At 65.8% G+C, this 25,987-nt stretch carries 31 protein-coding genes and 2 tRNA genes; 6 read left to right on the top strand and 27 right to left on the bottom strand.

The features are described from left to right. Window positions 1-14: 14 nt before the first annotated feature. The 17 genes from nuoI to thiE form a co-directional block, all read right to left on the bottom strand. Window positions 15-503 carry an NADH-quinone oxidoreductase subunit NuoI gene (gene nuoI / locus O3305_RS04155; protein WP_184166397.1) on the bottom strand — a complete coding sequence of 163 codons (489 nt, stop codon included), beginning with the start codon at window positions 501-503 and terminating at the stop codon, window positions 15-17. Further along, complete coding sequence (gene nuoH, locus O3305_RS04150) at window positions 500-1,552, bottom strand: NADH-quinone oxidoreductase subunit NuoH (RefSeq protein ID WP_269575261.1); 1,053 nt, start codon at window positions 1,550-1,552, stop codon at window positions 500-502. Before nuoH ends, nuoI begins: the two co-directional genes overlap by 4 nt. Then, a complete protein-coding gene (gene nuoG / locus O3305_RS04145) occupies window positions 1,549-3,549 on the bottom strand; it encodes an NADH-quinone oxidoreductase subunit NuoG (RefSeq protein ID WP_269575260.1) in 2,001 nt (666 codons plus the stop codon). The genes nuoH and nuoG overlap by 4 nt, the downstream gene beginning before the upstream one ends. A 1-nt stretch (window position 3,550) precedes the next feature. After that, window positions 3,551-4,180, bottom strand: a complete 630-nt coding sequence (locus tag O3305_RS04140) for a hypothetical protein (protein WP_269575259.1) — start codon at window positions 4,178-4,180, stop codon at window positions 3,551-3,553. Further along, complete coding sequence (nuoF, locus tag O3305_RS04135) at window positions 4,177-5,475, bottom strand: NADH-quinone oxidoreductase subunit NuoF (RefSeq protein WP_184166408.1); 1,299 nt, start codon at window positions 5,473-5,475, stop codon at window positions 4,177-4,179. Before nuoF ends, O3305_RS04140 begins: the two co-directional genes overlap by 4 nt. Continuing rightward, window positions 5,476-5,649: a hypothetical protein gene (locus O3305_RS04130; RefSeq protein WP_184166411.1), complete on the bottom strand. Its 174-nt coding sequence runs from the start codon at window positions 5,647-5,649 to the stop codon at window positions 5,476-5,478. Next, window positions 5,649-6,317 carry a complex I 24 kDa subunit family protein gene (locus O3305_RS04125; RefSeq protein ID WP_269575258.1) on the bottom strand — a complete coding sequence of 223 codons (669 nt, stop codon included), beginning with the start codon at window positions 6,315-6,317 and terminating at the stop codon, window positions 5,649-5,651. Before O3305_RS04125 ends, O3305_RS04130 begins: the two co-directional genes overlap by 1 nt. Then, window positions 6,317-6,655 (bottom strand): nuclear transport factor 2 family protein, encoded by a 339-nt coding sequence (locus O3305_RS04120; RefSeq protein ID WP_269575257.1) that lies wholly within the window; start codon window positions 6,653-6,655, stop codon window positions 6,317-6,319. The genes O3305_RS04125 and O3305_RS04120 overlap by 1 nt, the downstream gene beginning before the upstream one ends. Beyond that, a complete protein-coding gene (locus tag O3305_RS04115; RefSeq protein WP_184166419.1) occupies window positions 6,652-7,887 on the bottom strand; it encodes an NADH-quinone oxidoreductase subunit D in 1,236 nt (411 codons plus the stop codon). The genes O3305_RS04120 and O3305_RS04115 overlap by 4 nt, the downstream gene beginning before the upstream one ends. Continuing rightward, complete coding sequence (locus O3305_RS04110; protein WP_269576453.1) at window positions 7,887-8,798, bottom strand: NADH-quinone oxidoreductase subunit C; 912 nt, start codon at window positions 8,796-8,798, stop codon at window positions 7,887-7,889. Before O3305_RS04110 ends, O3305_RS04115 begins: the two co-directional genes overlap by 1 nt. A 5-nt stretch (window positions 8,799-8,803) precedes the next feature. After that, the gene (locus O3305_RS04105; protein WP_184166422.1) at window positions 8,804-9,346 is read right to left on the bottom strand and encodes a NuoB/complex I 20 kDa subunit family protein; all 543 of its coding nucleotides are present in this window, start codon (window positions 9,344-9,346) and stop codon (window positions 8,804-8,806) included. After that, complete coding sequence (locus O3305_RS04100) at window positions 9,337-9,711, bottom strand: NADH-quinone oxidoreductase subunit A (protein ID WP_086129639.1); 375 nt, start codon at window positions 9,709-9,711, stop codon at window positions 9,337-9,339. The genes O3305_RS04105 and O3305_RS04100 overlap by 10 nt, the downstream gene beginning before the upstream one ends. 180 nt (window positions 9,712-9,891) lie before the next feature. After that, complete coding sequence (locus O3305_RS04095; protein WP_269575256.1) at window positions 9,892-10,707, bottom strand: inositol monophosphatase family protein; 816 nt, start codon at window positions 10,705-10,707, stop codon at window positions 9,892-9,894. Between the two features lie 132 nt (window positions 10,708-10,839). Beyond that, a complete protein-coding gene (gene efp / locus O3305_RS04090) occupies window positions 10,840-11,403 on the bottom strand; it encodes an elongation factor P (RefSeq protein WP_184166428.1) in 564 nt (187 codons plus the stop codon). A gap of 155 nt (window positions 11,404-11,558) precedes the next feature. Next, window positions 11,559-12,161 (bottom strand): M23 family metallopeptidase, encoded by a 603-nt coding sequence (locus O3305_RS04085; RefSeq protein ID WP_269575255.1) that lies wholly within the window; start codon window positions 12,159-12,161, stop codon window positions 11,559-11,561. A gap of 5 nt (window positions 12,162-12,166) precedes the next feature. Further along, on the bottom strand, window positions 12,167-13,174 hold the full coding sequence (locus O3305_RS04080; protein ID WP_269575254.1) for a L,D-transpeptidase family protein: 1,008 nt from the start codon (window positions 13,172-13,174) through the stop codon (window positions 12,167-12,169). Window positions 13,175-13,279: 105 nt separating this feature from the next. Beyond that, window positions 13,280-13,969, bottom strand: a complete 690-nt coding sequence (thiE, locus tag O3305_RS04075) for a thiamine phosphate synthase (RefSeq protein ID WP_269575253.1) — start codon at window positions 13,967-13,969, stop codon at window positions 13,280-13,282. Window positions 13,970-14,085: 116 nt separating this feature from the next. Here thiE and O3305_RS04070 point away from each other — a divergent pair, with 116 nt between their 5' ends. Further along, on the top strand, window positions 14,086-14,574 hold the full coding sequence (locus tag O3305_RS04070) for a DUF805 domain-containing protein (protein ID WP_269575252.1): 489 nt from the start codon (window positions 14,086-14,088) through the stop codon (window positions 14,572-14,574). On the opposite strand, the gene O3305_RS04065 is transcribed toward O3305_RS04070, so the two are convergent. From O3305_RS04065 to O3305_RS04050, 4 genes are all read right to left on the bottom strand, one after another. Beyond that, on the bottom strand, window positions 14,571-15,239 hold the full coding sequence (locus O3305_RS04065; protein WP_269575251.1) for an O-methyltransferase: 669 nt from the start codon (window positions 15,237-15,239) through the stop codon (window positions 14,571-14,573). The two genes, O3305_RS04070 and O3305_RS04065, sit on opposite strands and share 4 nt — an antisense overlap. 494 nt (window positions 15,240-15,733) lie before the next feature. Further along, window positions 15,734-16,123: a putative quinol monooxygenase gene (locus tag O3305_RS04060; RefSeq protein ID WP_269575250.1), complete on the bottom strand. Its 390-nt coding sequence runs from the start codon at window positions 16,121-16,123 to the stop codon at window positions 15,734-15,736. Then, window positions 16,120-16,599 (bottom strand): hypothetical protein, encoded by a 480-nt coding sequence (locus tag O3305_RS04055; RefSeq protein WP_269575249.1) that lies wholly within the window; start codon window positions 16,597-16,599, stop codon window positions 16,120-16,122. Before O3305_RS04055 ends, O3305_RS04060 begins: the two co-directional genes overlap by 4 nt. Before the next feature lie 2 nt (window positions 16,600-16,601). Continuing rightward, window positions 16,602-17,516, bottom strand: a complete 915-nt coding sequence (locus O3305_RS04050; protein WP_269575248.1) for a class I fructose-bisphosphate aldolase — start codon at window positions 17,514-17,516, stop codon at window positions 16,602-16,604. 180 nt (window positions 17,517-17,696) lie between these two features. Here O3305_RS04050 and O3305_RS04045 point away from each other — a divergent pair, with 180 nt between their 5' ends. Continuing rightward, window positions 17,697-18,221 carry a TlpA family protein disulfide reductase gene (locus O3305_RS04045; protein WP_446745981.1) on the top strand — a complete coding sequence of 175 codons (525 nt, stop codon included), beginning with the start codon at window positions 17,697-17,699 and terminating at the stop codon, window positions 18,219-18,221. A gap of 39 nt (window positions 18,222-18,260) precedes the next feature. On the opposite strand, the gene O3305_RS04040 is transcribed toward O3305_RS04045, so the two are convergent. From O3305_RS04040 to tkt, 3 genes are all read right to left on the bottom strand, one after another. Then, window positions 18,261-19,454, bottom strand: coding sequence for a phosphoglycerate kinase (locus O3305_RS04040; RefSeq protein WP_269575247.1), 1,194 nt, complete (start codon window positions 19,452-19,454; stop codon window positions 18,261-18,263). A gap of 164 nt (window positions 19,455-19,618) precedes the next feature. Continuing rightward, window positions 19,619-20,626: a type I glyceraldehyde-3-phosphate dehydrogenase gene (gene gap / locus O3305_RS04035; protein ID WP_184166449.1), complete on the bottom strand. Its 1,008-nt coding sequence runs from the start codon at window positions 20,624-20,626 to the stop codon at window positions 19,619-19,621. Beyond that, window positions 20,623-22,599, bottom strand: coding sequence for a transketolase (gene tkt / locus O3305_RS04030; protein ID WP_502958184.1), 1,977 nt, complete (start codon window positions 22,597-22,599; stop codon window positions 20,623-20,625). The genes gap and tkt overlap by 4 nt, the downstream gene beginning before the upstream one ends. Before the next feature lie 185 nt (window positions 22,600-22,784). Here tkt and O3305_RS04025 point away from each other — a divergent pair, with 185 nt between their 5' ends. From O3305_RS04025 to O3305_RS04010, 4 genes are all read left to right on the top strand, one after another. Next, window positions 22,785-22,970, top strand: a complete 186-nt coding sequence (locus O3305_RS04025; RefSeq protein WP_184166455.1) for a hypothetical protein — start codon at window positions 22,785-22,787, stop codon at window positions 22,968-22,970. Further along, window positions 22,970-23,272, top strand: coding sequence for a cell division protein ZapA (locus O3305_RS04020; RefSeq protein WP_184166458.1), 303 nt, complete (start codon window positions 22,970-22,972; stop codon window positions 23,270-23,272). The genes O3305_RS04025 and O3305_RS04020 overlap by 1 nt, the downstream gene beginning before the upstream one ends. Window positions 23,273-23,546: 274 nt before the next feature. Further along, the gene (locus O3305_RS04015) at window positions 23,547-24,098 is read left to right on the top strand and encodes a 5-formyltetrahydrofolate cyclo-ligase (RefSeq protein WP_269575246.1); all 552 of its coding nucleotides are present in this window, start codon (window positions 23,547-23,549) and stop codon (window positions 24,096-24,098) included. After that, window positions 24,080-24,307, top strand: coding sequence for a DUF2842 domain-containing protein (locus O3305_RS04010; protein WP_269575245.1), 228 nt, complete (start codon window positions 24,080-24,082; stop codon window positions 24,305-24,307). Before O3305_RS04015 ends, O3305_RS04010 begins: the two co-directional genes overlap by 19 nt. A 77-nt stretch (window positions 24,308-24,384) precedes the next feature. Here the strand turns inward: O3305_RS04010 and O3305_RS04005 are convergent. The 3 genes from O3305_RS04005 to O3305_RS03995 all read right to left on the bottom strand — a co-directional run bounded on the left by O3305_RS04005 (window position 24,385) and on the right by O3305_RS03995 (window position 25,876). Beyond that, window positions 24,385-24,461 (bottom strand) — tRNA-Asp (locus tag O3305_RS04005). 89 nt (window positions 24,462-24,550) lie between these two features. Beyond that, window positions 24,551-24,627, bottom strand: a tRNA-Asp gene (locus O3305_RS04000). A gap of 46 nt (window positions 24,628-24,673) precedes the next feature. Then, the gene (locus O3305_RS03995; protein ID WP_502958196.1) at window positions 24,674-25,876 is read right to left on the bottom strand and encodes an AI-2E family transporter; all 1,203 of its coding nucleotides are present in this window, start codon (window positions 25,874-25,876) and stop codon (window positions 24,674-24,676) included. Window positions 25,877-25,987 lie beyond the last annotated feature (111 nt).

Raw genomic sequence — 25,987 nt, 5'->3', positions numbered from 1 at the left:
AGATTGGCGTGCGCTTAACGATACGGTGCATCGGCGGCAAGGTTCGCGGCGATCGCGCGCTCCCAGCGGTCACCGTTCGCGAGCAGCTTTTCCTTCTGATAGATCAGCTCCTCACGGGTTTCGGTGGCGAACTCGAAGTTCGGCCCTTCGACGATCGCGTCGACCGGGCATGCTTCCTGGCACAGGCCGCAATAGATGCACTTGGTCATGTCGATGTCGTAACGCGTGGTACGGCGGCTGCCGTCCTCGCGCGGCTCGGCCTCGATCGTGATCGCCAGCGCCGGGCAGACCGCTTCGCACAGCTTGCACGCGATGCAGCGCTCTTCGCCATTGGGATAGCGACGCAGCGCATGCTCGCCGCGGAAGCGGGGCGAGAGCGGGTTCTTCTCATAGGGATAGTTGATGGTCGCCTTGGGCTTGAAGAAATACTTCAAGGTCAGGGCGTGCGCCTTCACGAACTCCCAGAGAGTCCAGGTCTTGATGAAATGGGCGACGGTGCTCATGCGGGCACTCCAACCCGGGTCAGCATGAGGTACCCGGAAACGAGGAAGACGAAGAGAAGCGACAGCGGCAGGAAGATCTTCCAGCCCAGGCGCATCAGCTGATCATAACGGTACCTGGGCACCGTGGCCTTGACCCAGCTGAACAGGAAGAAGCCGAAGCTGATCTTGAGCAGCAGCCAGATGATGCCCGGGATCCAGTAGAGGATCGGGAGATCCAGCGGCGGCAGATAACCACCCCAGAACAGCGTCGCGTTCAGCGCGCTCATCAGCAGCACGTTGCCGTACTCGCCCAGCCAGAACAGCGCGAAGGCCATCGACGAATATTCGGTCTGATAGCCCGCGACGAGCTCGCTCTCGGCCTCGGTAAGGTCGAACGGTGCGCGCTGGGTTTCGGCGAGCGACGAGATGAAGAACACCACGGCCATCGGGAACAGCAGCGGGTTCAGCGCATAGAAGTTGAAGATGCCGAGGACATGGCCCTTCTGATGCTCGACGATGTCGGTCATGTTGAAGGAACCGGTCCACAGCACGATCGAGATCAACACGAAGCCGATCGAGACTTCGTAGCTCACCATCTGCGCAGCCGCGCGGATCGCCGAGTAGAACGGGTATTTCGAGTTCGAAGCCCAGCCGGCGAGGATGATGCCGTAGACGCCGAGCGACGAGGCCGCGAGCACGTAGAGCAGGCCGACATTGATGTTGGCCAGCACCACGCCGAACTGGAACGGCACCACCGCCCACACGATCAGCGCGACCGTGAAGGTGATGATCGGGCCGAGCAGGAAGAGCGTCTTGTTGGCGCCCGACGGAATAATCGTTTCCTGCAGGAAGACCTTGAGGCCGTCCGCGAACGACTGGAGCAGGCCGAGCGGGCCGACCACGTTCGGGCCGCGGCGCAGTGCCATGGCCGCCCAGATCTTGCGGTCGACATAGATGACCATCGCCACGGCCAGCATCAGCGGCAGCGCGATGACCAGGATGTCGATCAGCGTGGCGACGAACCACGCCAGGCCGAACGGGAGGCCGAGATAGGTAAACCAGGACGTCATTCTGCGGCCTCTGCGAAGTCTTCGCCGTGGATCAGTTCGGCCGAGCAGCGCTGCATGGTCGGCGAGGCACGGCAGATGGCGTTGGTGAGATAGAAATCGGCGACGGCATAGCCGACCGGGCCCGATGCCTTGGCGGCGAGCTTCGGCGGCGAGAACGCGTAGCCGGCAAGGCCTTCCTGGCCCAGCGCCGGAACTTCGCTCGCCATCTGGGCGCGCAGCTGCTCGAACGTATCGAACGGGAGCGTGTGGCCCAGGCGATCCGAAAGCGCGCGCAGGATCGTCCAGTCCTCACGAGCATCGCCCGGCGCGAACACGGCACGGTCGGCACGCTGCACGCGACCTTCCAGGTTCACATAGGTGCCCGGCTTCTCGGCATAGGTCGCACTCGGCAGGATGACGTCCGCATGATGCGCGCCATTGTCGCCGTGGTGGCCGACATAGACCTTGAAGCTGTCCTTGAAGCCTTCGAAGTTCACTTCGTCGGCGCCGAGGAAGAAGGCGAGCTTCGGCGCGGCGGCAACGATGTCCGCGATACCGCCCTTCTGGGCATAGCCGAGCATCAGCCCGCCCATGCGCGCAGCGGCGGTGTGGACGACGTTGAAGCCGTTCCAGCCATCACGCTGGAAAGCCGAAGCCATGGCGAGCGTGGCGCCCTGCCCTTCCTTGAGCGCGGCCGGGCCGACGATCAGGACAGGCTTCTTCGCTGCGTCGATCGCCTCGGCGGCCGAAGCCGGCAGCTTGGCGAGAAGGCCCAGGTCATTGCCCAGCCATTCGACCTTGTAGGTCAGGTCGGTCTCTTCGCCGATCGCGAAGACCTTCGCACCCTTCTTGATCGCCTTGCGGATGCGCGTGTTGATCAGCGGGGCTTCGAAACGCAGGTTCGAGCCGACCAGCAGGATGGCGTCCGCTTCCTCGATGCCGGCGATGGTCGTGTTGAACGCCACCGAGCCGAGGTTCGACACGTCATAGGACAGGCCGGTCTGGCGCCCTTCGAGCAGGTCCGAACCCAGCGCCTTCACCAGCGACTTGGCGGCGAACATCGTCTCGCAATCGACCAGGTCGCCGGCGATCGCGGCAACACTCGAGCCGGCGCCCTTGGCAGCAGCAGCGATCGCGTCGAACGCTTCGTCCCAGCTCGCTTCAACCAGCTTGCCGTCCTTGCGGACATAGGGCTTGTCGAGGCGGCGGCGAACCAGCGCGTCGACATGATAGCGGGTCTTGTCGTGCGCCCACTCCTCGTTGACGTCCTCGTTGATCCGCGGAAGCACGCGCATCACCTGACGACCACGGCTGTCGAGGCGGATGTTGGTGCCGACCGCGTCCATCACGTCGATCGAGAGGTTCTTCTTCAGCTCCCACGAGCGATACTCGAAGGCGACCGGCTTGTGGGTCAGCGCACCGACCGGGCAGAGGTCGGCGACGTTGCCCGAGAGCTCGCTCTTGAACGCCTTCTCGAGATAGGTCGTGATCTGCATGTTCTCGCCGCGATAGATCGCGCCGATATCCTCCACGCCAGCCACTTCCTCGCCGAAGCGAACGCAGCGGGTGCACTGGATGCAGCGGGTCATGATCGTCTTGATGATCGGACCCATGTACTTCTCGGTCACAGCGCGCTTGTTCTCGGTGTAGCGCGAGTGGCCGCGACCATAGGCGACCGACTGGTCCTGCAGGTCGCACTCGCCGCCCTGATCGCAGATCGGGCAGTCGAGCGGGTGATTGATCAGCAGGAACTCCATCACGCCTTCGCGTGCGGCCTTCACCATCGGCGAGTCCGTGCGGATTTCCTGGTTGTCGGCGGCGGGCAGCGCGCACGAAGCCTGGGGCTTGGGCGGCCCGGGCTTCACCTCGACGAGGCACATGCGGCAATTGCCGGCGATCGACAGGCGCTCATGATAGCAGAAGCGCGGAATTTCCTTGCCCGCGGCCTCGCAGGCCTGGAGCACGGTGGCGCCCGCGGGCACCTCCACTTCAATTCCGTCGACGGTTAGCTTTGGCATCTCAGCTATTTCCCTCGGACGCGGACAAGCCGCCGCGCGCCCTGAACAATGCTTCCGCGATCAGCCCGTGCAGGGTGACGCGATCGAAATTGACCTGGCGGCCATTCGCACAGGTCTGGAGCGTGGGCAGCAGCGCATCCGCGGCCGCGACTTCCTCGGGCGAATGCCACTGAGTGCGGAGCAGGCGATCGGCCGCAACCGGATCCTTCTCAGCGGCGCACTGGACGACCGCATAGGCAGCGTGCGTCGGCTGCTTCAGCCAGTCCGGCTGCGCGGCACCCGAAGCGGGGCCGGCATCGCGGAAGGTGCGCACATACAGCGCCTCGGCAAGCATGCCGCGCAGGTTCACACCCTGCGTGTTCACCTTCTTGCCGCGCGGCACGCACATGCGGGCACTGTCGAACAGGCCCATGAATGCCTTGCCCTCGGCCTCGGAACCGGGCTCGAGCCCGATCACCGCGGCGGCCTGGCGCTTCTCGCTGCGCGCAAGGCAGCCCATCAGCTCGATGGCATTCCGTTCGGCGTCGCGGTTCTTCCGCGCCTCGGCACCACCGTCGCTCTGCGCATGCGCAGGCGCGACCGCGCCGAGGGCACAGCCCGCTGCAAGGATAAAGGCCAGTGCGGCCTTCACTCCGCGGCCTCCTGCATGCCGTTGCCGGCCTGGCGCTCGTTGATGCGGCGCTCGAGCTCGGGGCGGAAGTGCCGGATCAGACCCTGGATCGGCCACGCCGCTGCGTCGCCGAGCGCGCAGATCGTGTGGCCTTCCACCTGCTTGGTCACCTGCTGCAGCGTGTCGATCTCGCTGATATCGGCGTCGCCGGTGCGCAGGCGCTCCATCACGCGCCACATCCAGCCGGTGCCTTCGCGGCACGGCGTGCACTGGCCGCAGCTCTCGTGCTTGTAGAAGTACGACAGGCGGCTGATCGCGCGGACGACGTCGGTCGACTTGTCCATGACGATGATCGCCGCGGTGCCGAGGCCGGAACCGAGGGCGCGCAGGCCGTCGAAGTCCATCGGGCAGTCCATGATCTGCGCTGCCGGAACCAGCGGCACAGAGGAACCACCCGGGATCACCGCGAGCAGATTGTCCCAACCGCCACGGATACCGCCGCAATGCTTCTCGATCAGCTCGCGGAACGGGATCGACATGGCCTCTTCGACCACGCACGGCTTCTCGACATGACCCGAGATCTGGAAGAGCTTGGTGCCGCGGTTGTTCTCGTTGCCGAAGCTGGAGAACCACTCGGGGCCACGGCGAAGGATCGTCGGGACAACCGCAATCGACTCGACGTTGTTCACCGTGGTCGGGCAGCCATAGAGGCCCGCGCCCGCCGGGAACGGCGGCTTCAGGCGAGGCTGGCCCTTCTTGCCTTCGAGGCTCTCGAGCATCGCGGTCTCTTCGCCGCAGATGTACGCGCCGGCACCGCGGTGCACGAACACGTCGAAGTCATAGCCCGACTTGCACGCATTCTTGCCGAGCAGGCCGGCGTCATACGCTTCCTTCACGGCTGCGAAGAGCGTCTCGGCCTCGCGGATATACTCGCCGCGGATGTAGATATAGGCGGCACGGGCACGCATCGCGAAGCCGGCGATCAGCGCGCCTTCGATCAGCTTGTGCGGATCGTGGCGGATGATCTCGCGGTCCTTGCACGAGCCCGGCTCGGACTCGTCGGCGTTGATCACCAGGAAGTTCGGCCGATCCGGGCGCGGTTCCTTGGGCATGAAGCTCCACTTCATGCCGGTCGGGAAGCCCGCGCCGCCGCGGCCACGCAGGCCCGACGCCTTGATCTTGTCGATGATGGCGTCCTGGCCGATCGACATCAGATCCTTGGTCTTGTCCCAATCGCCGCGCTTCTGGGCAGCCGGCAGGTTCCACGGCTGGAAACCGTAGACATTGGTGAAGATGCGGTCCTTATCCGCGAGCATCTATCGACCCTTCCCCACCATGTTCTGAATGAAAATATATGCGAGCACGGCCAGGCCGAGCACGATCGCGATGCCGACCAGCTTGAACGCCAGCTTGAGCGCCCAGCCGAGCACAACGATGCCGCCGATGATCGCGAGGATGACGAAGACGAGGTTCTTGGTCTCCTGCTTCATCACCACTCACCCCGATAATCGTGGTTCGCGGTTTCCATCGCGGCCAGGTTGGTCGGCGCGCCGAGCGGCTCGACCGTGTGGCGGCCGGGCTCCTGCGTACCGGGCTTGGGGCTCTCGCCCCTGGCCAACGCGTCGAGGATCGTCAGCGTGCGATCATAGGTGAGGTCTTCGAAGTTATCGTCGTTGATCTGCACCATCGGCGCCGAGGAGCAATTGCCCATGCACTCGACTTCAGTCAGCGTGAACAGGCCGTCCTCGGTGGTGTGACCCTTCTTGAGGCCACGCGCCTTGCACGCCGCCATCACGTCGTCCGAACCGCGCAGCATGCACGGCGTGGTGCCGCAGACCTGCACGTGGAAGCGGCCGACCGGCACCAGGTTGAACATGGTGTAGAAGGTCGCGACTTCGAACACGCGAATATACGGCATGTCGAGCTGCTTCGCGATGAACTCGATCACCGGGATCGGCAGCCAGCCCTGGGTATTGGTCTCGGCGCCAACCTGGCGCTGGGCGAGATCCAGATACGGGATGGTGCACGACATCTGCCGGCCCGCCGGATAGCGGCCCATGATCTCGCGTGCCTTCTCGGCATTCTCCGGCGTCCACTGGAAATTGCCCCAGCGCGCGCGGACCTCCGCTTCATCGGGGAGTTGGGGTGCGTCAGCCATTAACGAATGAACTCCACGCGATCGACCTTGCCGTCGGCAAAGGAATAGATCGACATAACTTCGAACGGATCGCTCTCGGGCGACCGCGCGACCTTCTCGTGCAGGACGACGGTGTCGCCCAGCGCATAGCTGGTCAGGATCTCGGCGCGGTTCTGCGGGAACTCGGCGAACATCGCCTTCAGTCCCGAGCGCACGCCTTCCTTGCCCTCGCGCAGCACCGCGCCGCGATAGCCCGCCTCGCAGGCACCGTCGGTCATCAGCTCGACATAGGCGTCGGCGTCCTGCGCATTGTAGTGCGCGATCATCTGATGGGTGATCGCAATGCGGTCGGCGCTCACCGGTCGCACTCCCCGAACACGATGTCGAGCGCACCCAGGATGGCGGTAATGTCGGCGAGCATGTGGCCCTTCGACATGAAGTCCATCGCCTGGAGGTGGCTGAATGCGGTCGGGCGGATCTTGCAGCGATACGGCTTGTTGGTGCCGTCCGAGACCAGATACACGCCGAACTCGCCCTTCGGGCTCTCGGTCGCGACATATACTTCGCCGGCAGGCACGTGATAGCCTTCGGTGAAGAGCTTGAAGTGGTGGATCAGCGCTTCCATCGACTGCTTCATCTCACCGCGACGGGGCGGCGCGACCTTGCGATCGAGGGTGAGCACAGGGCCTTCCGGCATCTGCTGGAGGCACTGCTTCATGATGCGCGCGGACTGGTAGACTTCCTCGACGCGGACCATGAACCGATCATAGCAGTCGCCGCGGGTACCGACCGGCACTTCGAAGTCCATGCGGTCGTACACGTCATAGGGCTGCGACTTGCGCAGGTCCCACGGAATGCCCGCGCCGCGGATCATCGGGCCCGAGAAGCCCCAGGCCACCGCGTCCTCGCGGCTCACCACCGCGATGTCGACGTTGCGCTGCAGGAAGATGCGGTTCTCCGCGACCAGGCTGATCGCGTCACCGAACAGGCGCGGCAGGCGCGTGTCGAGCCATTCCGCGATGTCGGTCAGCAGCTTGAGCGGCACGTCCTGACGGACGCCGCCCACGCGGAAATAGTTCGAGTGCATGCGCGCGCCCGAAGCACGCTCGAAGAAGTTCAGGCAGTCCTCGCGGATCTCGAACATCCACAGGTTCGGCGTCATCGCGCCGACGTCCATCACGTGCGAACCGAGGTTCAGCATGTGATTGCAGATGCGGGTCAGCTCGGCGAAGAACACGCGGAGGTACTGGCCGCGCAGCGGAACCTCGAGGTCGAGCAGCTTCTCGACCGCCAGCACATAGCTGTATTCCATGCCCAGCGGCGAGCAGTAATCGAGGCGATCGAAATACGGCAGCGCCTGGGTGTAGGTCTTGTACTCGATCAGCTTCTCGGTGCCGCGGTGAAGCAGACCGACGTGCGGATCGACGCGCTCAATGATCTCGCCGTCCAGCTCGGTCACCAGGCGCAGCACGCCGTGGGCCGCCGGGTGCTGCGGGCCAAAGTTGATCGTGTAGTTCGCGATCTCCGTGTCGCCCTTCTCCGGCTTGCCGCCGTCGATGACGCCTTCGATCTCGTCGAGATAATCAGCCATTACGCTTCACCCTCCGGCGCCTTCTTGACGCGCGGCTTGCGGGGTTTCTTTTCGGCGGGCTCCGGGCCGGCCTCGGGACCCGACTTACCCGCGCCGGTGTCGGCGGTGCTGTCGCTGGTCTTGGGCTTGGTCACCTTTGCCTTGGTCGGCTTGGCCGCCGGAGCCGGCTTGCGGATCTCGTCGGCGGTCAGCGGCGTCGGCGCGCCCTTGGCCTCGGGCTGCGGCGCAGCGGCCGGAGCAGGTGCCGGCGCGGGCTTGGCAGCCGGTGCAGGCGGCGGGGCCGGCGGCGTCGGCGCGACATATTTCTCGTCGCCGGGCAGGATGTACTCGGCGCCTTCCCACGGGCTCATGAAGTCGAAGGTACGGAAGTCCTGGGCCAGCGTGACGGGCTCATAGACCACGCGCTTCGCTTCTTCCGAATAGCGCAGCTCGACGAAGCCGGTCAGCGGGAAGTCCTTGCGCTGCGGATGGCCGACGAAACCATAGTCGGTCAGGATGCGGCGCAGGTCGGTGTTGCCCGAGAAGAGCACGCCGTACATGTCGTACACTTCGCGCTCGAGCCAGCCGGCGACCGGCCAGATGCCCGTGACGGACGGAACCGGCTTATCCTCGTCGGTGATCGCCTTCACCTTGATGCGGTGGTTCCGCGTCAGGCTGAGCAGGCAATAGACCACTTCGAAACGCTCGGCGCGCTCCGGATAGTCGACACCGGCGATTTCCATGAGCTGCTGGAACTCGAGGCCGGGCGTGTCACGCAGCAGCGTCATGCCATCGACCACGCGGGCGCGGTCGAGCGTCAGGTTCACTTCGCCGACCTTGTCCTCGGCGTGCACCAGGATGTCACCGAGCGCGGCCTTGGCCGCGTCGATCACGCCTTCGTTCGACGCATAGCGCGGCGCCACGGTCTTCACGGCGCTCATCGTTCGATCGTCCCGACGCGGCGGATCTTACGCTGCAGCTGCATGATGCCATACAGCAGCGCTTCGGCGGTCGGCGGGCAGCCCGGGACATAGATGTCCACCGGCACGATCCGGTCGCAGCCGCGCACGACGCTGTAGCTGTAGTGGTAATAGCCGCCGCCATTGGCGCAGCTGCCCATCGAGATGACGTACTTCGGCTCCGACATCTGGTCATAGACCTTGCGGAGGGCCGGAGCCATCTTGTTGCACAGCGTGCCGGCGACGATCATCACGTCCGACTGGCGCGGCGATGCGCGCGGTGCAGCACCGAAGCGCTCCATGTCGTAGCGCGGCATGTTGACGTGGATCATCTCGACCGCGCAGCAGGCGAGGCCGAAAGTCATCCACCACAGCGAACCGGTGCGGGCCCACTGGAACAGCTCCTCGGTCGACGTGACCAGGAAGCCCTTGTCGCCGATCTCGGCATTGATGTCGTTCAGGAAGCCGACGTCCGGGAGGGTTCCCGGCGGGGGCGGCGTCGTGGTGAGCTCTACTCCCATTCGAGCGCTCCCTTCTTCCAGGCGTAGACGAGGCCGAGCGTGAGCTCGGCGATGAAGATCATCATCGAGATCCAGGCGGTCCAGCCCAGCGAGAAGACCGAGACGGCCCACGGGTACAGGAACGCAGCTTCGAGATCGAAGATGATGAACAGGATGGCGACGAGGTAGAAGCGCACGTCGAACTGGCTGCGCGAATCCTCGAATGCGGGGAAGCCGCACTCATATTCGCTGAGCTTTGCTTCCGTCGGCTTGTGCGAGCCCGTCAGCCGGCTGACCAGCATGGGCAGGAACACGAAGGCGCTGGAAAGCGCGAGGGCGACCCCGAGGAACAACAGGATCGGCAGATATTGTGACAGGTCGACCAATGGCCTTCTCTTCTCGCGACTGCGGAATCTGACGGGGGCTTTAGGACGATGAGCCGAGTGCGGCAAGGGTTCTAACCCCTGAGAATCACTCGCAATAAGTCCACATGGGGCCCAAACGGAAAAACCCGGCAACGCGGCCGGGTAAATCCTTTGAAATGCGTTATTTTATAGGAGCGCTGCTCAGCGCAGCGCGCTGGCCACCAGCTTGTGCAGCTTCGAATGCAGGACGTCATTGGCGGCGAGATACTGGTTACGCTCGCGCGCCAGGTCCTGGCCACGGTAATCGGTTACGAACCCACCGGCTTCCTTCACCAGCAGCATGCCGGCAGCGACGTCCCAGGGCTTGAGGTCCGATTCCCAGAAGCCGTCGAAACGACCGGCAGCGACCCAGGCGAGATCGAGCGCGGCCGCGCCGAGCCGGCGAATCCCCGCCACTTCCGGCGCGACCGCACCGAAGATGCGGCTCCATTCGGCGAAATTGCCATGGCCCAGGAACGGAATACCCGTCGCGATCAGCGCTTCGTCGAGGTGACGGCGAGCCGAAACGCGAAGGCGCTGGTCCTGCAGCCAGGCGCCGCGGCCCTTTTCCGACCAGAAGCTCTCGTCGGTCAGTGGTTGGTAGATATAGGCGTGCGTCACCTCGGGCTTGCCCTGGGCGCCCCGCGGATCCTCGACCGCGATCGAGATGCAGAAATGCGGGATGCCGTGGAGGAAATTGCTGGTGCCGTCGAGCGGATCGATGATCCAGCGCGGCTTGCCCGGATCGCCGGCGATCTCGCCGCGCTCCTCGACCAGGAAGCCCCAGTCCGGACGCGCCTTCTGCAGCTCCTCGATCAGCGTGTCCTCGGCGCGCTTGTCGGCAATGCTGACGAAGTCGGCAGGGCCCTTGCGGCTGACCTGGAGGTGCTGGACCTCGTTAAAGTCGCGACGCAGGCGCGGGCCGGCCTTGCGGCAGGCGCGCTCCATGACGGTGATGAGGCCGGAATGGGCTACCAAGTCGAATTCCCTACAACAAACTTCCAAACGGCCCGGCGCAGGCGAAGCCTGTGCCGTCGGTCGAGCTCTGCTCGCCGGCCCGGGCCGGCGGATCGGACGGATAGCGTGGCTACCCGCCTCGTCCGCTCGTCCTTAGTCCGCGCGGCGGACGTACGCCTGCTCGTACACATCGACGACGATGCGCGTGCCCGAGGCGATATGCGGCGGGACCATGATGCGCACGCCATTGTCGAGCACGGCCGGCTTGTACGACGACGAGGCCGTCTGACCCTTCACCACCGCATCGGCCTCGACGATCGTCGCTTCGATCGTGTCGGGCAGCTGCACGCTGATGGCTTCCTCGTCATAGAGCTCCATCACCACGTCCATGCCATCCTGCAGGAAGGCGGCCGCGTCGCCGAGCAGGTCGCGCGGCAGCGTGGTCTGGTCGTAGGTTTCCTTGTCCATGAAGACGAGCGTGTCGCCCTCCGGATACAGGAACTGGAAGTCCTTGGTATCGAGGCGCACGCGCTCGACCGTTTCCGCCGAGCGGAAGCGGACGTTGTTCTTGCGGCCGTCGCGAAGGTTCTTGAGCTCGACCTGCATGTACGCACCACCCTTGCCGGGCTGCGTGTGCTGGATCTTCACGGCACGCCAGATGCCGTTTTCATATTCGATGATGTTGCCGGGACGGATGTCCACGCCGCTGATCTTCATGGTCGAGACCTAAGGAACTGAGAAAGAGCTGAGCGCGCGCCTTTAGCCGCGTGCGGCGTCTTCGGCAAGCCATCCCGCGCGGGTGAAAGCCGGGGCCTCGTGCCGCACGCTGTCCCTTTGCGGCGCGAGATACCGGCTTCCTGCCTGTTGACGGACTATCGATCGGCATCCCGCAGCAGCGGATAGGGATTTATGTTCTGGCCCTGCCACCAGCCCTCGCCCGGCTGCATCAGCTTGATCTCGAAATGGAGATGCGGCGCCCCGCCCTGCGCGCTGCCGGTATTACCCACCGTGGCGATCCGGTCGCCCTGGCGTACCGCCTGCCTCTCGGCGACGAGATAGCTGTCGAGATGCGCGTAGTAATGGATCGTCGTTCGGTCTCGCGTGCGGACATAGATCGTGTGCCCGCCATTCACGCTCTCGAAGATCTTCTCGACCGTGCCCGAGGCGGCGGCGAGCACCGGTGTGCCCTGGGGTGCCATGATGTCGATCGCGTGATGCTCGCGGGCACCCCCACCCCGGCTCTGCCCCCAGGTGTCACTGAGCTGGCGCGCCGCGACGCCTTCCACCGGGATGATCAGCGCTACCGGGTCGCCATTGGCTGCAACGGGCTGTGCCGTCGGCTCCACTGCAGCCGATTGCGACACGGGCGCCGATGCTGGCTGGACGGTGATCCGGACCAGCGAGAGGAAAGCCAGCGCAAGCAGCACCAGCAGCGCACCCATCCCCCAGCCGATCCGTTTCGCCCAGACCAGCATCGCCTCTATTCCTGGAATACGGCTTTGGTGCCCGGCTTGACCATCAGCGCGAGCCGGGCCGCATCCCAATTGGTCAGGCGGATGCAGCCATGGCTTTCGGTGCGGCCGATCAGCTGCGGCTCGGGTGTGCCATGGATGCCATAATGCTCCTTCGACAGGTCCAGCCACACCACCCCCACCGGGCCATTGGGTCCCGGCGGCAACATCGCCGGGTCACTGCCCTTCCTCGCGTCCCAGAACAGCTTGGGATTGTAGTGGAACTTGGGGTTGGTGTCCGCCCCATAGATCTTCCACGTGCCGATGGGCAGCGGATCATGTTCGCTGCCCATGGTCGCGTTGAACTGCGCGACCAGGCGATCCTGCTTGTCGAACACCTTGAGCACCTTCTCGCTCTTGTCGACGACGAGATGGTCCGCCTCCGGCACCTTGGCCTCGACGTTGAGCATGGTGAGCGTCGCGCGCCACTCCGGCTTGATGTCCGCCGGATAATCGCGCGATGCGGGCAGCGCATTGGGGAAGACGAACTCCGCCCCGGGTCCGATCGCCCTGCCGCCCGGGTTCAGCTCCACCAGCACCTCCGGCGTGGTGTGGAACATCTCGGCCAGCTTCTCGAGCGGACGGGTGTAACCGAGCGACGGCAGCTTTGCCTGCTTCTCCGGATCCTTCGGGATCGGATTGACGTACGGTCCCTTCAGGGTCTCCGCATCGAGCGTCAGCTTCCGCACGGGCCGCAGCGAGGCATAGGGCGCCAGCGCCTTGAGCGTCGACGTATCCAGCTTGCCGCTGGGCGTCATCCCGCGCGAAGTCTGGAATCCCTTGAGCGCCGCAGTGAGCGATTGCCCATCCCGCCCATCGAGGATGCCCGGCGAAAAGCCGAGATGATCGAGGATCACCTGGGCATGGAGGATGGTATAGTCGATCGGCGGTTTGCCCGAAGTTCCCGCCTGCGCGAGGGCGTTGGGACCGAGCGAGGCACAGGCGAGATAAGCCGACAGCCCAAGGAATTTCCGCACCAAATCAAGCTCCTGCAGACGACGTTCCGCAAGAACAACGGCTGGAACTCCAGGTTGGTTTCGAAAGCACCGTCATCCCGGCTTTCGCCGGGATGACGGAATAGGTCAGCCGGCCAGCACCGCCGCGAACGCCTTCACCGCCGCTTCCTCGTCCCCGCCCCATACGGCGTTGGAAACCGCCAGGAAGTCCGCGCCTGCCTTTACCAGCGGCGCGGCGTTGTCCGGCGTGATCCCGCCGATCGCGACACAGGGCAGCTCGAACAGCGCCGACCACCAGCTCAGGATCACCGGCTCGGGCCGGTGATTGGTTTCCTTGGTCGTGGTCGGATAGAAGGCGCCGAACGCGACATAGTCGGCGCCGGCCTCACCCGCTTCCATCGCCAGGTGGCGGCTGTCATGGCAGGTCACCCCGATCTGCACCTGCGGGCCCAGCACCGCGCGCGCCTCGCGCGGATCGCCGTCGCCCTGCCCCAGATGCACGCCGTCGGCATCCAGTCGCTTCGCCAGGCTGACATCGTCATTGACGATGAACGCCACGTCCGCATCCGCGCAGATCCTGCGCAGCGGCTCGCCGAGACGCGCCGCCTCGTGCTGGTCGACGCCCTTCACCCGCAACTGGAAGGCCGCCACCGGCCCTGCGCCGAGCGCGCGCTTGAGCCGCTCCGGGAATGCCCCCGCCACATCGAGCGGCGAGATCAAATAGAGCTGGCACTTCGGGCGGCGCACGTCGCGCACGAACTGGTCGGCGAAATTCGGGTCGAGCGGCGGCAGGCCATCTTCATCAAGGTCGGTCATTCCGGCTGCCTTAGCGAAACCCGCCTGGCTGCACCACTGTCGATCGAAAGGGCGTGACAGCCCGTCCCGCGCCAAGGCAGGATCACTCCGATCAGCAGGCGAAAAGGGGGATTCGCATGTTCAGCATGTTCAAATGGCCGATCGGGCGCTGCGGCCGCGGCGCGATGTTCCTGTGGCTGGTACTCGGCAGCCTCGGCTTCTCGGCGATCAAGTTCTTCGCCTTCCAGCAGATCGACATCGGCGCGATCCAGTTCGGCTTCCGCTTCGGCGCGCTCACGCATCCGGCGGCCTTCCCGCTCTGGTATGTCGCGCTGGAGGCAGCTTTCGACCTGGCGCTGATCGTCGTCGCCATCGCCCGGCTCCACGACATCGGCAAGCCGGGCTGGTGGCTCCTCGGCTTCGTCGGGCTGGCAGGGCTCGCCGCCTTGCCGGGGTTGAGCATCCTCGTCGTCGTTGCGCTTGTCCTGTGGCTCGCGCTGCTGTTCTGGCCTGGCACCTTCGGTCCCAACGCCTATGGCCCGCACCCGCTCGGCTGGGAATCGCGCGAACACTATGGGCGGCAGATGCGCGAGCTCCGCGAGCATGTCCCGCCGGGCAAGGCCTAGCCGCCGCGCACCATCGCCATCAGGAAGCCGTCCCAGCCCTTGTCGCCCACCGTCTGGATGGCGGTGGCGTCGAGGCGGGGCTCGGCGGAGACCGCATCGAACAGCGCCCGCGTGCCGATCACCCGCGGGTCGGCATTGTCGGGATCGAGGATGTTTCCCTCGCGGATCACATTGTCGACCAGGATCATGCTGCCCGGCCGGGTGAGCGCCAGCGCTGCTTCCAGATAGGCGACATTGCTCGGCTTGTCGGCATCGATGAAGACCAGGTCGAACGGCCCCTCGCCCGCCGCGACCATCGTCGCCAGCGTATCCACCGCGGGCCCGACCCGAACCTCGCAGCGGTCCCCGATCCCGGCCCGTGCAAGATTGACCCGAGCCACCTCGGCATGATGCGGCTCCAGCTCCAGCGTTACCAGTTGCCCGTCCGCAGGTAGTGCCCGCGCGAGCCAGATCGTGGAATAGCCGCCCAGCGTGCCCACTTCGAGGATGCGCCGCGCGCCGGACATCCGCGCGAACAGCTCGAGCATCCTGCCCTGCGCGGCCGACACGTCGATTGGCGGCAGTCCGCCCGCCGCATTGGCCGCGAGCGCGCCCTCCAGCACCGGATCGTTACCCAGCAACTTCCCGGCGATATAGCCGTCCACTGCGGCCCAATCCTGCGTCATCCCCGCTTCCTTCATGCCGATTGCCGTTCCATCCTCGATGGCCCAAAGTCACGCCAATGGGGAGAGGGATGCGCGGATTCTGTCGAAGGGGCGTTCTAGCGAGCTCTTTCGCGCTGGCCGCCTGTGGAACGCCGGCGCCCGTGCCGAAGAAGTACCCGGCCCCAGTCCCCGCGGCGGAGCTGGCCCGCTTGCTCCCCGGGCACCTCATCCGTCTCTCACCCACGGCCCCTTGCGATTCGGGGCCGCTCAGCTTCCCTGCTCCGGGCAAGTTCCTCTGGTACAACGGCTTCGGAAACGCCTCCGGGACCTATCGCATCCTTGATGGCGCAATAGAGCTCGACGGCAAATGGGGCAGAAGACGCGATCAGGTCCGGATCCGCTTCGCCAGGGACACGAAGGGGACGCTTCTCCACGCCTTCCCTCAAAACGAACTGCGCCCGGCCCAGCTCGATCCGATCAACGCCAGCACCCTGGCGACTGGCTGTTACTAGCGCCTAACCCCTTATGCCGGCGCCCGTCACCGGCCGCGTCTCGACATGCGTCTCGAACCCCGCGATCAGCGGCCGTCCCTTGGCGATCGCGTCGCGCACTGCCGGCAGCTTGAGCGAGTCGGCGTGGAACTGCTTCGTCTTCCAAACTTCGGTGATCCAGATGCCGTCGGCATCGCCTAGATCCTCGGCGATCAGATAGGCGATGCAACCCGGCATGTCGGCGGTGCCGCCGCTCAGCAGCGCGACCAGTTCGGCGCGCTTGCCCGGCTGCGCCTTGATCTTGCCGACCATCCCGTAAAGCTCTTCTTCCATCCGGAACTCCCTGGCCAGGGCAGGCGCGCCCAGCATCGCGAGCGCGAAGCCGGCCAAAACGGGTCTGCGGGCAATGGTCATGCGGCCACCCTAGCCGCTTCCAGCGCCGCGATGAAGGCCGCCGGATCGTCGAAGCGGTGCGCCACCGCCCGGATCGCCCTGCGCCGCCGTATGACCGGTTCGTCCAGCTCGACCAGCACATTCGGGTAGGCGATCAGACCGAGATTGAGCGCGTCGCGCCGCTTGATCTCGGCGCCCTCCCAGCTGGTGCGTATCGCGGAGACATGCGCCACCGGAACCTCGACCCCGGCGATATGGCCCGCCCGCAGGACCAGCCGCTCGCCATCCACCAGCACGGGCAAGCGCCGGAACGAGTGGATCGCGCGCACCAGCCACACCACGCCTGCCAGGCTGGCGAGCGTGACGGCCAGCGCAACCCGCCAGTCCCACAGAGCCAGCAGGAAATGGACAACCGCCAGCTCCAGCCCGGCAAGCGCGGCGAACACCCACATCATCGGCGCGAGGCTGCGATGATAGGGGTGTTCGCTCGCGGCCAAGCTTATTGCTCGCCCTTGTAGATGCCGACCAGCTTGTCGAGCATCGCCAGCGCTTCCGCGCGCGGGCGCTGGAAGGTATTGCGCCCGATGATCGAGCCGTTGCCGCCACCGTCACGGATGTCGATCGCGTCCTGGTAGACGGCGTCGGCGCCCTTGGCCGCGCCGCCCGAGAAGACCACGATGCGGCGACCGTTGAAGCAGCTCTTCACGACATGCTTCACCCGGTCGGCCTGGCTCGACCAGTCGGTGCCTTCATACACCTTCTGCGCGTCCTTCTGCTCGATATGCGCGCTCGGCAGCTTCACCTTGATGATGTGCGCGCCGAGCAGCGCCGCGATGTGCGCGGCATAGGCGCCGACGTCGAGCGCCAGCTCGCCGTCCTTGCTCAGCTTGCCGCCGCGCGGGTACGACCAGATCACCGTGGCGATGCCGACCGAAGCCGCTTCGGCGCGCAGTTCCTTGATCTCCTCGATCATCTCGAACACGTCTTCCGAGCCAGGATAGATGGTGAAGCCGATCGCGGCGCAGCCCAGCCGCAGCGCGTCGTCGACGCCGCCGGTCACCGCCTGGTTGTTGCTGGTCGCCCAGCTGTTCGAGCTGTTGACCTTCAGGATCGTCGGGATCTGGCCGGCAAAGGTGTCGGCGCCCGCCTCGATCATGCCCAGCGGCGCGGCATAGGCGGAAAGGCCCGCGTCGATCGCCAGCTGGTAGTGGTAGTGGGGATCATAGGCATCCGGGTTCACCGCGAAGCTGCGCGCAGGGCCATGCTCGAAGCCCTGGTCGACCGGCAGGATGATCAGCTTGCCCGTGCCGCCCAGCTTGCCCTGCATCAGGATGCGGGCGAGGTTCGCCTTCACGCCGGGATTGTCGGATTCATAGTTCGCTAGAATGGCTTTTACGGCCGGCGTGATCGACATCTGTATCCCCTTGCATATCTGGTGTTGGGGAGCCCCTATCGCCCGGATTTGCAGGCGAAAAGCCTGACAACGCTGCCACCGTGCAAGCTTTTCTGCAAGCGGCGATGAGCGGTTCCGATCCCGCGCTTGACGGCGCCGTGGGCCGGAGACAGCATGGCCTCGGCTAGAGGGGGAAAAGCCATGGGGATTTCTGCACTTTGCGCGCGGCTGGCGCTTGCCGCGCTGCCATTCTCGCTGCTCGGGGCCGCACCGGCGCCGGCGCCCATGGTCGCAGCCGTCAAGGTCGGCCAGCCCGCCCCGCCCTTCACGCTCCGGCTGATCCGCGGCGGCAACAAGGTCTCGCTCGACGAGCTCCGCGGCAACGTCATCGTCCTGAACTTCTGGGCAACCTGGTGCGCGCCCTGCCGCAAGGAGCTGCCGACGCTCGATCGCTATTATGAGCTGCGCAAGGATGCCGGGCTGCGCGTCTACGCCGTCGCCACGGAAGATTCGTTGCCGGTCTATCAGCTCAAGAAGCTGTTCGACGTGATGCACATCGATCCGGTGCGCTCGATCAAGGGGCCGTATGACGTGGTGGGGAACGCCGTGCCGACCAACATCATCATCGATCGCAACGGCGTCGTCCGCTACGCCAAGGCCGCGGCGCTAGACCTCGACCGGCTGAACGAACTGCTCGTGCCGCTGCTCAACGAGAAAGTGAAATAGCCCGGGCGGGGACGCCGCAGGGCGCCCCCAGGGCCGGTTTCAGCCTGCCAGCGCGGCGACGCCGGGCAGCTCCTTGCCTTCCATCCATTCGAGGAAGGCGCCGCCCGCGGTCGAGACGAAGGTGAAATCCCCCGAGACGCCGGCCTGGTTGAGCGCCGCCACGGTGTCACCGCCACCGGCGACCGAGACGAGCTGGCCTTCCTTGGTCAGCGCCGCGGCGGTCTTCGCCAGCGACACCGTCGCGGTGTCGAAAGGCGGGGTCTCGAACGCACCGAGCGGGCCGTTCCACACCAGGGTGCGGCAGGTCTTGAGTACGTCGGCAAGCGCTTCCGTAGCCGCCGGGCCGATGTCGAGGATCATCTCATCGGCCGCGACTTCGTGGACGTTGACCGTGCGCAGGCTCGGCGGGTTCGCCGCGAACTCCTTCGCCACCACCACGTCATATGGCAGGTGCACGGTGCAGTTGGCGCGGTCGGCCGCGTCGAGGATTTCCTCGGCGGTGCCGGTCAGGTCGTGCTCGCAGAGCGACTTGCCGACATCGACGCCGCGCGCCGCGAGGAAGGTGTTGGCCATGCCGCCGCCGATGATCAGGTGATCGACCTTCTCGACCAGGTGGCGCAGCACGTCGAGCTTCGACGAGACCTTGGCGCCGCCGACCACCGCCGCGACCGGATGCTCGGGATTGCCGAGCGCCTTGTCGAGCGCGTCGAGCTCGGCTTCCATCTGGCGACCGGCAAAGGCAGGCAGCTTGTGGGCCAGGCCCTCGGTCGAGGCATGGGCGCGGTGCGCAGCCGAGAAGGCGTCGTTGACGTACAGATCGCCCAGCGACGCAAGCGCCGCGATCGTCTCCGGCGCGTTCTTCTCCTCGCCGGCGTCGAAGCGGGTGTTCTCGAGCAGAGCGATATCGCCCTCGCCCATCGCCGCGACTGCTTCGGCCGCGCCATCGGTGTCGATGAAGCGGACTTCGCGGCCGAGCACATGGCTGAACGGCTGGGTGACGAGCGACAGGCTCATCTCCGGATTGCGCTGTCCCTTGGGCCGGCCGAAATGCGCGAGGACGATAACCTTGGCGTCCTTGTCCGCCAGCTCGGCGACGGTCTGCACCGCGGCGCGCAGCCGGGTGTCGTCGGTCACCTGGCCATCGGCCATCGGCACGTTCAGGTCCTCGCGGACCAGCACGCGCTTGCCGGCGATATCGCCCATGTCGTCGAGCGTCTTGAAGGGGCGGGTCATGTTCTTCCTCGCGGTTGGTCGTTGATGCGGGGGGCAAACATGGCCTCCCCTCCCACCGTCACCCTGAACTTGTTTCAGGGTCCAACTCTCCACGAACGATACCGTTTGAGGCGTGTTGGATGCTGAAACAAGTTCAGCATGACGGCAGGTGTTGAGGGCAGTCCTTAGCCCAGCTTCGCCATCGCGGTGGCCGTGTCGACCATGCGGTTCGAGAAGCCCCACTCATTGTCGTACCAGCTGACGACGCGCACCAGCTTGCCGTCGATCACCGCGGTCTCCAGGCTGTCGACGGTCGACGAAGCCGGGGTGTGGACGATGTCGATCGAGACCAGCGGCTCGTCGGAGAAGAGCAGGATGCCCTTGAGCGGGCCTTCTTCCGACGCCGCCTTCAGGATCGCGTTCACTTCCTCGACGCTGGTATCGCGCTTCGGCGTGAAGGTCAGGTCGACAAGGCTGCCGTCCGGAACCGGAACGCGGATCGCCGAGCCGTCCAGCTTGCCCTTCAGCTCCGGCAGCACCTCGCCCACGGCGCGCGCGGCGCCGGTGGTGGTCGGGATGATGCTCATCGCGGCGGCACGGGCGCGGCGCAGGTCCGGGTGGATCTGGTCGAGGATCTTCTGGTCGTTGGTATAGGCGTGGACCGTGGTCATCAGGCCGCGCTCGATGCCGACGGTGTCGTTCAGCACCTTCGCGACCGGCGCCAGGCAGTTGGTGGTGCACGACGCGTTGGAGACGATCGTGTGGCCGGCCTCCAGCTTGTCATGGTTCACGCCGTAGACGACGGTCAGGTCGACATTCTTGCCCGGAGCCGAGATCAGCACCTTCTTGGCGCCGGCGTCGATGTGCTTCTGGGCCGAAGCGCGGTCGGTGAAGAAGCCCGTGCACTCCAGCACCAGCTCCACGCCGTTCTCGGCGTGCGGCAGGTTGGCGGGATCACGCTCCTTGGTCACCTTGATGCGGGTGCCGTCGATGATCAGGTCGTCGCCCTCGGCAGTGACGGTGCCCGGATACTTGCCGTGCACGCTGTCGCGCGAGAAGAGCCACGCATTCGACTTGGCATCGGCCAGGTCGTTGATCGTGACGAGCTCGAGCCCGCTATCCGGACGCTCCAGGATCGCGCGCGCGACCAGTCGACCGATGCGCCCGAACCCGTTGATCGCAACCTTCGTCATGCCTGTTCTCCGTTCAACTTTTCGACGATCTGCGGAACGATGGCTCCCGCAGTGAGCCCGAAATGCTCGTAGAGCTTCAGATAGGGGCCCGAGGCGCCAAATCCATCCACCCCAAAGTTCAATCCATCAATGCCGGTATAGCGCTCCCAGCCCAGCGTCGTGCCGGCCTCGATCGAGACCTTGAGCGCATGCGCCGGCAGCAGGTCGCGCTTGTACTGTGCGTCCTGCGCATCGAAGCGCTCCCAGCACGGCATCGAGACGACGTCGGCGCCGATGCCCTGGGCTTCCAGCTCATCACGCACGGCGACGGCGATCTCGACTTCCGAGCCGCTGGCGATCAGCACCACCTGGCGCGGCGCCTCGGCCTCGCGGATCGCATAGGCACCACGTGCCGAGCGGTTTTCGCCGGCCTCGAGGCGCAGCTGCGGCAGGTTCTGGCGGCTGAGCGCGAGCAGGCCTGGGCCGTCCGCGCGCTGGAGCGCCAGTTCCCAGCACTCGGCGGTCTCGATCACGTCGCACGGGCGATAGACGTCGAGGTTGGGGATCAGGCGCAGGCTGGTCAGGTGCTCCACCGGCTGGTGGGTAGGGCCGTCCTCGCCCAGGCCGATCGAGTCGTGCGTCATCACATAGATCACGCGCGCCTGCTGCAGCGCCGACAGGCGGATCGCCGCGCGGGCATAGTCCGCGAACACCAGGAAGGTGCCGCCATAGGGGATCACGCCGCCATGCAGCGCCATGCCGTTCATCGCCGCCGACATGCCGAACTCGCGGATGCCGTAATAGACATAGCGGCTGGCGTAGTTGTCGGCGTTGAACGCGCCCAGGCCCTTGGTCAGCGTGTTGTTCGAGCCGGTCAGGTCGGCCGAGCCGCCGACCGTGTCGGGGATCTGCGCGTTGATCGCCTCGAGCGCCATTTCGCTCGCCTTGCGCGTCGCAACCTTCTGCGGCGCGTCGATCAGGCCCTGGATATGGTCGGCCATCGTGAACCAGGCCGGCAGCTCGCCGCGCATCCGGCGCTCGAACTCGGCGCGATCCTCATGCGCCGCGAGGCGCTGCTTCCACTCCGCATGCGGCGTTGCACCGCGCTTGCCGGCTTCCAGCCAGGTCTCGCGGATATCGCCCGGGATCTCGAAAGCCGGGTGGTTCCAGCCCAGCGTCACGCGAGCAGCGGCGACTTCGTCGGCGCCCAGCGGCGAGCCGTGCACCTTGGACGAGCCTTGCTTGTTCGGCGCACCGAAGCCGATGATCGTGCGGCACTTGACCAGCGACGGCAGCTCGCTGGCGATCGCCTCGTCGAAGGCGCGGGCGATGTCGGCGGCGTCATGGCCGTCGCACTCGACGACCTGCCAGCCCGATGCGCGGTAGCGCGCCGGGATGTCCTCGCTCGACGAGAGCGACACCGCGCCGTCGATCGTGATCTTGTTATCGTCCCACAGCACGATCAGCTTGCCGAGCTTCAGATGCCCGGCGAGGCCGACCGCCTCATGGTTGATGCCTTCCATCAGGCAGCCGTCGCCGGCGATCACCCAGGTGCGGTGATCGACCAGGTCGTCGCCATAGACGGCGTTGAGGTGGCGCTCGGCGGCGGCGAAGCCCACGGCCATCGCAAGGCCCTGGCCGAGCGGACCGGTGGTGCACTCTACGCCTTCCAGCTCGAAATTCTCCGGGTGGCCGGCGCAGGGGCTGCCGATCTGGCGGAAGTCGCGGATGTCCTGCAGCGTCGGGCGGGCATAGCCGGTCAGGTGCAGCAGCGAATATTGCAGCATCGAGCCATGGCCGGCCGAGAGCACGAAGCGATCACGGTCCGCCCATTTCGGATCGGCCGGGTCGTACTTCAGGTAATTCTGGAACAGCACGGTGGCGACGTCGGCCATGCCCATCGGCATGCCCGGATGCCCCGAATTGGCCGCCTCCACGGCGTCCATCGACAATGCCCGGATGGCATTGGCGCAGTCGGTGAAGCTTGCGGTCACTTGGAGTCCCCTGATGCTGGCGCGGACGCCTTTGGTGCCCTTGCGGGCCCACGTCAACCGCCTCGGCACTGCGAAACCGTGCAGGACTCGAACCGGCGCTGCTTCGCTTCAGCTCGGCGAACCCGTCATGGAACCGGTGCCATTCAGGGGTTGCGAGGTTCGGATGGGGTGCGTAACGCTTGGATATGGCAAGTACGCCCGCCGATCGTATCGAACAGGCCCTCGTCCGCATCGAGAAAGCCGCTGCAGCGCGGGCCTATGCCTGCGAACGCATCACCCAGCGCCACGCCAAGCTGCGGTCCCGCATCGAGGATGCGGTGTCGTCGCTCGACGCGCTGATCGCGCGTGAAACTCAGGCAGACCAGGACTGATGGCCGATATCGATATTTCCGTCGCCGGCCGCAGCTATTCGGTCGCGACCCGCGAAGGCGACGAAGCCCATATCCGCCACCTTGAGTCGATCCTGCAGCGCCACGCCGACACGGCACTACGGGCGTCGGGCGGGCTCAATGCTGAGCGCACTTTGGTCTATCTGTCACTGATCCTCGCCGACCTGCTCGACGAGACCGAGCGCAACCCGCCGGAAGGCGTATCTCCGGTGCTGCTCGAGCGCATCGCCGACCGGCTCGAGGCCGTGGCTGCCGCGCTCGAGGAAGACGCCAGCGAGGCGTAACCCTTCAACCCGCACGGTTCCACGGCGAAAGCCGGGGAAAGAAGTACCTCGTAACCCGTTGCGGACACCCGCCCCGCCCCCTATATCCATAGGCGGCGGGCACTGCCCGGTACGAGCCTTGCAATTATCCCTGAGGCTATTCATCTTCCATGGGGGCTGTCCCTGTGCGGATCCTGGTCCGCGGCACATGGTCCCCACCTGACGTAACGGGCGTCGGAGGATATTCTGGCAAACGGCCATGGCGGTCCCGCCACCGCTCCCCTACACTGTCGGCATGATCGACAAGCTAGCCCTTCGGGCGCAGCTCCGTGCGGAGCGTGACGCCTTCGCCATTGAAGCGAGCGAGGCGATCCTCGCCCCCGAGCATTTCATCGAGCATCTCCAGCCGGGCATGACGGTCGCCACCTATGTCGCGATCGGCAGCGAGGCGGATCCCACCCAGCTCGCCGCCGCGGCCGCCCAGGCTGGCTGCACGCTTGCCCTGCCCTTCGTCGTCGGCCGCGCCGAGCCGCTGCGCTTCCTCGCCTGGCGGATGGGCGAGCCTCTGGTCGATGGTCCCTTCGGCCTGCGCCAGCCCCAGGCAGACAGCCCGGAAGTCGCCCCGGACGTGATCCTCACCCCGCTGGTCGGCTTCGATGCGCGGCTCAATCGACTCGGCCAGGGCGCCGCCCATTATGACCGCGCCTTCGCCCGCTATCCCGATGCCTGGCGCGTCGGCGTGGCCTGGTCGGTCCAGGAAGTGCCTGCCATCCCCAGCGACATCTGGGACGTGCCGCTGAATGCGGTGATTACCGAGAAAGGCATGACGTGGCACGCGGAAGCATAGAGCCGAGCTGGCGCAAGCCCGCCGGCGCGCTGGGCATCGTCGCCTGGGTCTTCGCCTGGGTGATCCTGGTCGCCAGCTTCTCGGGCTGGATCGGCCGGCTGCACATCCTCGCCCAGCTGCCGATCTACGTCGTCACCGGAATCATCTGGATCCTGCCGCTCGGCGGCGTACTCCGCTGGATGGAAACCGGTCGCTGGCGGCGCGCCTGAGCGTCCATCATGCGTTCTATATCAAACGGGAAGAGGTGAGTCGCCGCCATCGGTGGCGGGAGGGGCCATGCGATGCATGGCGCGAGTGACGGGGCTCGAACCCGCGACCTCCGGCGTGACAGGCCGGCGCTCTAACCAACTGAGCTACACCCGCATCTGCGTGTGAGAGAAGACCGCTCCCCGTATCCAATCGTCCGGTCGAAGCACGCACGGGGCGCACCCTGACAGTCAGACCATGGGGAATGGCGCGAGTGACGGGGCTCGAACCCGCGACCTCCGGCGTGACAGGCCGGCGCTCTAACCAACTGAGCTACACCCGCTCTCTCGAAGCGAGGAGGCGGGCACTAGACGCGACTTTTGGGGGTGTCAACCGGATTGGTCGCGACTTTTTCGCTGCAGCGGTCGATTATCCACAGGATCGTTCACCAAGGTGCCGTGCTCGAACAGGAAACCGGCGATATCCGGCTTGCCCGCGGCGTTGACCACGGTCTGGATGATGATGAGCAGCGGCACCGCGAGCAGTGCGCCGGTGGTGCCCCACACCCAGCCCCAGAAGCTCAGCGAGATCAGGATCATGATCGGGCTGATCGTCAGGCGGTGACCGACCACGAGCGGGGTCACGACATTCGCCTCGATCAGGTGGCAGGCGATCATCACGATCGGCGGCACGAACGCCCAGCCCAGGTCCGGGAAGGTCATCAGCCCGCCCATGGCCAGCAGCAGCGCGGCGAATACCGGGCCGAAATAGGGGATATAGTTGAGCAGCGCGACGATGCCGCCCCACATCAGCGGGGTCGGCATGCCGATCGCCCAGAGCACGCCGGCGACGATCAGGCCCAGCGTCATGTTGATCACCGTGATCGTGCCGAGATAGGCCGAGGTATCGTCGACCACGTCCTGGATCACCCGCGCGGTCGCCATCGCGCCGCCAAAGCTCGCCCGGCTGGTGATCGCGTTGCGGCGCAGGCGGGTCCAGCCGGAGAGGAAGAAGTAGATGACGAGGATGGCGAAGAACATCTCGACCAGCGCCGACGGGGCCGAGGTGGCGAACAGGTCGATCAGCGAACGCGGCGGCGTGGCCGCCATCACCTCGGGCTGCTTCATCGGCGCCGAGGCGAAGTTCATCACCGTCTTGTTCACGAACGAATCGAGATTCGCATAGAATTCGATCAGCGGCTTCAGGTTTTCCTGGATTTGCGGGATCTTGGCGGGCAGGTCACGGATCCACTGCCATGCCGGAACGACGATCGATGCCAGCGCGACATTCGCCGCGATCAGGAACAGCAGCACGCAGATGAACGCCGCGATCGGCGCCGGCAGCCGGTGCCGTTCCAGCCATTCGAGCAGCGGCACGAGCGCGATCGCGATCACCAGCGCGGTGGTGAGCGGCAGGAAGAACACCGCGCCCGCCTGCAGTGCGAACGGCAGCGCGAGCACCAGCCCGAGCCCGGCGATCAGCGTCAGCGCGGCCATAAGCCGATCGCGCTTCTGCCCGTCGCCCATGCTCTCCTGGGTGGACGGCCCGAGCAGCGGCGCCCGTGCCGGCCCCGAGGGAAGTCCCTCGTCCATGGGTTCGCCGCCAATGCTGCCCGAACGATCGTCCACTTCTGCCCTTCCCTTTCGCTCCGGTAACCCTAGCGCTTCGCTCGTCTTTCGTCATCCCATGCACGGCATTGTTCC

Source organism: Sphingomonas sp. NIBR02145, assembly GCF_027359115.1.
Lineage (GTDB): Bacteria > Pseudomonadota > Alphaproteobacteria > Sphingomonadales > Sphingomonadaceae > Sphingomonas > Sphingomonas kyeonggiensis_A.
The sequence above is the reverse complement of the archived record's forward strand: the minus strand, read 5'-3'. Positions and strand labels throughout refer to the sequence as shown.

Bases quoted from the DNA above. Each gene is read 5' to 3' on its own strand.
- nuoI (WP_184166397.1), bottom strand. From the start codon at position 503: ATGAGCACCGTCGCCCATTTCATCAAGACCTGGACTCTCTGGGAGTTC.
- nuoH (WP_269575261.1), bottom strand. From the start codon at position 1,552: ATGACGTCCTGGTTTACCTATCTCGGCCTCCCGTTCGGCCTGGCGTGG.
- nuoG (WP_269575260.1), bottom strand. From the start codon at position 3,549: ATGCCAAAGCTAACCGTCGACGGAATTGAAGTGGAGGTGCCCGCGGGC.
- nuoF (WP_184166408.1), bottom strand. From the start codon at position 5,475: ATGCTCGCGGATAAGGACCGCATCTTCACCAATGTCTACGGTTTCCAG.
- O3305_RS04130 (WP_184166411.1), bottom strand. From the start codon at position 5,649: ATGAAGCAGGAGACCAAGAACCTCGTCTTCGTCATCCTCGCGATCATC.
- O3305_RS04125 (WP_269575258.1), bottom strand. From the start codon at position 6,317: ATGGCTGACGCACCCCAACTCCCCGATGAAGCGGAGGTCCGCGCGCGC.
- O3305_RS04115 (WP_184166419.1), bottom strand. From the start codon at position 7,887: ATGGCTGATTATCTCGACGAGATCGAAGGCGTCATCGACGGCGGCAAG.
- O3305_RS04105 (WP_184166422.1), bottom strand. From the start codon at position 9,346: ATGGGAGTAGAGCTCACCACGACGCCGCCCCCGCCGGGAACCCTCCCG.
- efp (WP_184166428.1), bottom strand. From the start codon at position 11,403: ATGAAGATCAGCGGCGTGGACATCCGTCCCGGCAACATCATCGAATAT.
- O3305_RS04085 (WP_269575255.1), bottom strand. From the start codon at position 12,161: ATGCTGGTCTGGGCGAAACGGATCGGCTGGGGGATGGGTGCGCTGCTG.
- thiE (WP_269575253.1), bottom strand. From the start codon at position 13,969: ATGACCGACCTTGATGAAGATGGCCTGCCGCCGCTCGACCCGAATTTC.
- O3305_RS04070 (WP_269575252.1), top strand. From the start codon at position 14,086: ATGTTCAGCATGTTCAAATGGCCGATCGGGCGCTGCGGCCGCGGCGCG.
- O3305_RS04065 (WP_269575251.1), bottom strand. From the start codon at position 15,239: ATGACGCAGGATTGGGCCGCAGTGGACGGCTATATCGCCGGGAAGTTG.
- O3305_RS04060 (WP_269575250.1), bottom strand. From the start codon at position 16,123: ATGACCATTGCCCGCAGACCCGTTTTGGCCGGCTTCGCGCTCGCGATG.
- O3305_RS04050 (WP_269575248.1), bottom strand. From the start codon at position 17,516: ATGTCGATCACGCCGGCCGTAAAAGCCATTCTAGCGAACTATGAATCC.
- O3305_RS04045 (WP_446745981.1), top strand. From the start codon at position 17,697: ATGGGGATTTCTGCACTTTGCGCGCGGCTGGCGCTTGCCGCGCTGCCA.
- O3305_RS04040 (WP_269575247.1), bottom strand. From the start codon at position 19,454: ATGACCCGCCCCTTCAAGACGCTCGACGACATGGGCGATATCGCCGGC.
- gap (WP_184166449.1), bottom strand. From the start codon at position 20,626: ATGACGAAGGTTGCGATCAACGGGTTCGGGCGCATCGGTCGACTGGTC.
- O3305_RS04025 (WP_184166455.1), top strand. From the start codon at position 22,785: ATGGCAAGTACGCCCGCCGATCGTATCGAACAGGCCCTCGTCCGCATC.
- O3305_RS04020 (WP_184166458.1), top strand. From the start codon at position 22,970: ATGGCCGATATCGATATTTCCGTCGCCGGCCGCAGCTATTCGGTCGCG.
- O3305_RS04015 (WP_269575246.1), top strand. From the start codon at position 23,547: ATGATCGACAAGCTAGCCCTTCGGGCGCAGCTCCGTGCGGAGCGTGAC.
- O3305_RS03995 (WP_502958196.1), bottom strand. From the start codon at position 25,876: ATGGACGAGGGACTTCCCTCGGGGCCGGCACGGGCGCCGCTGCTCGGG.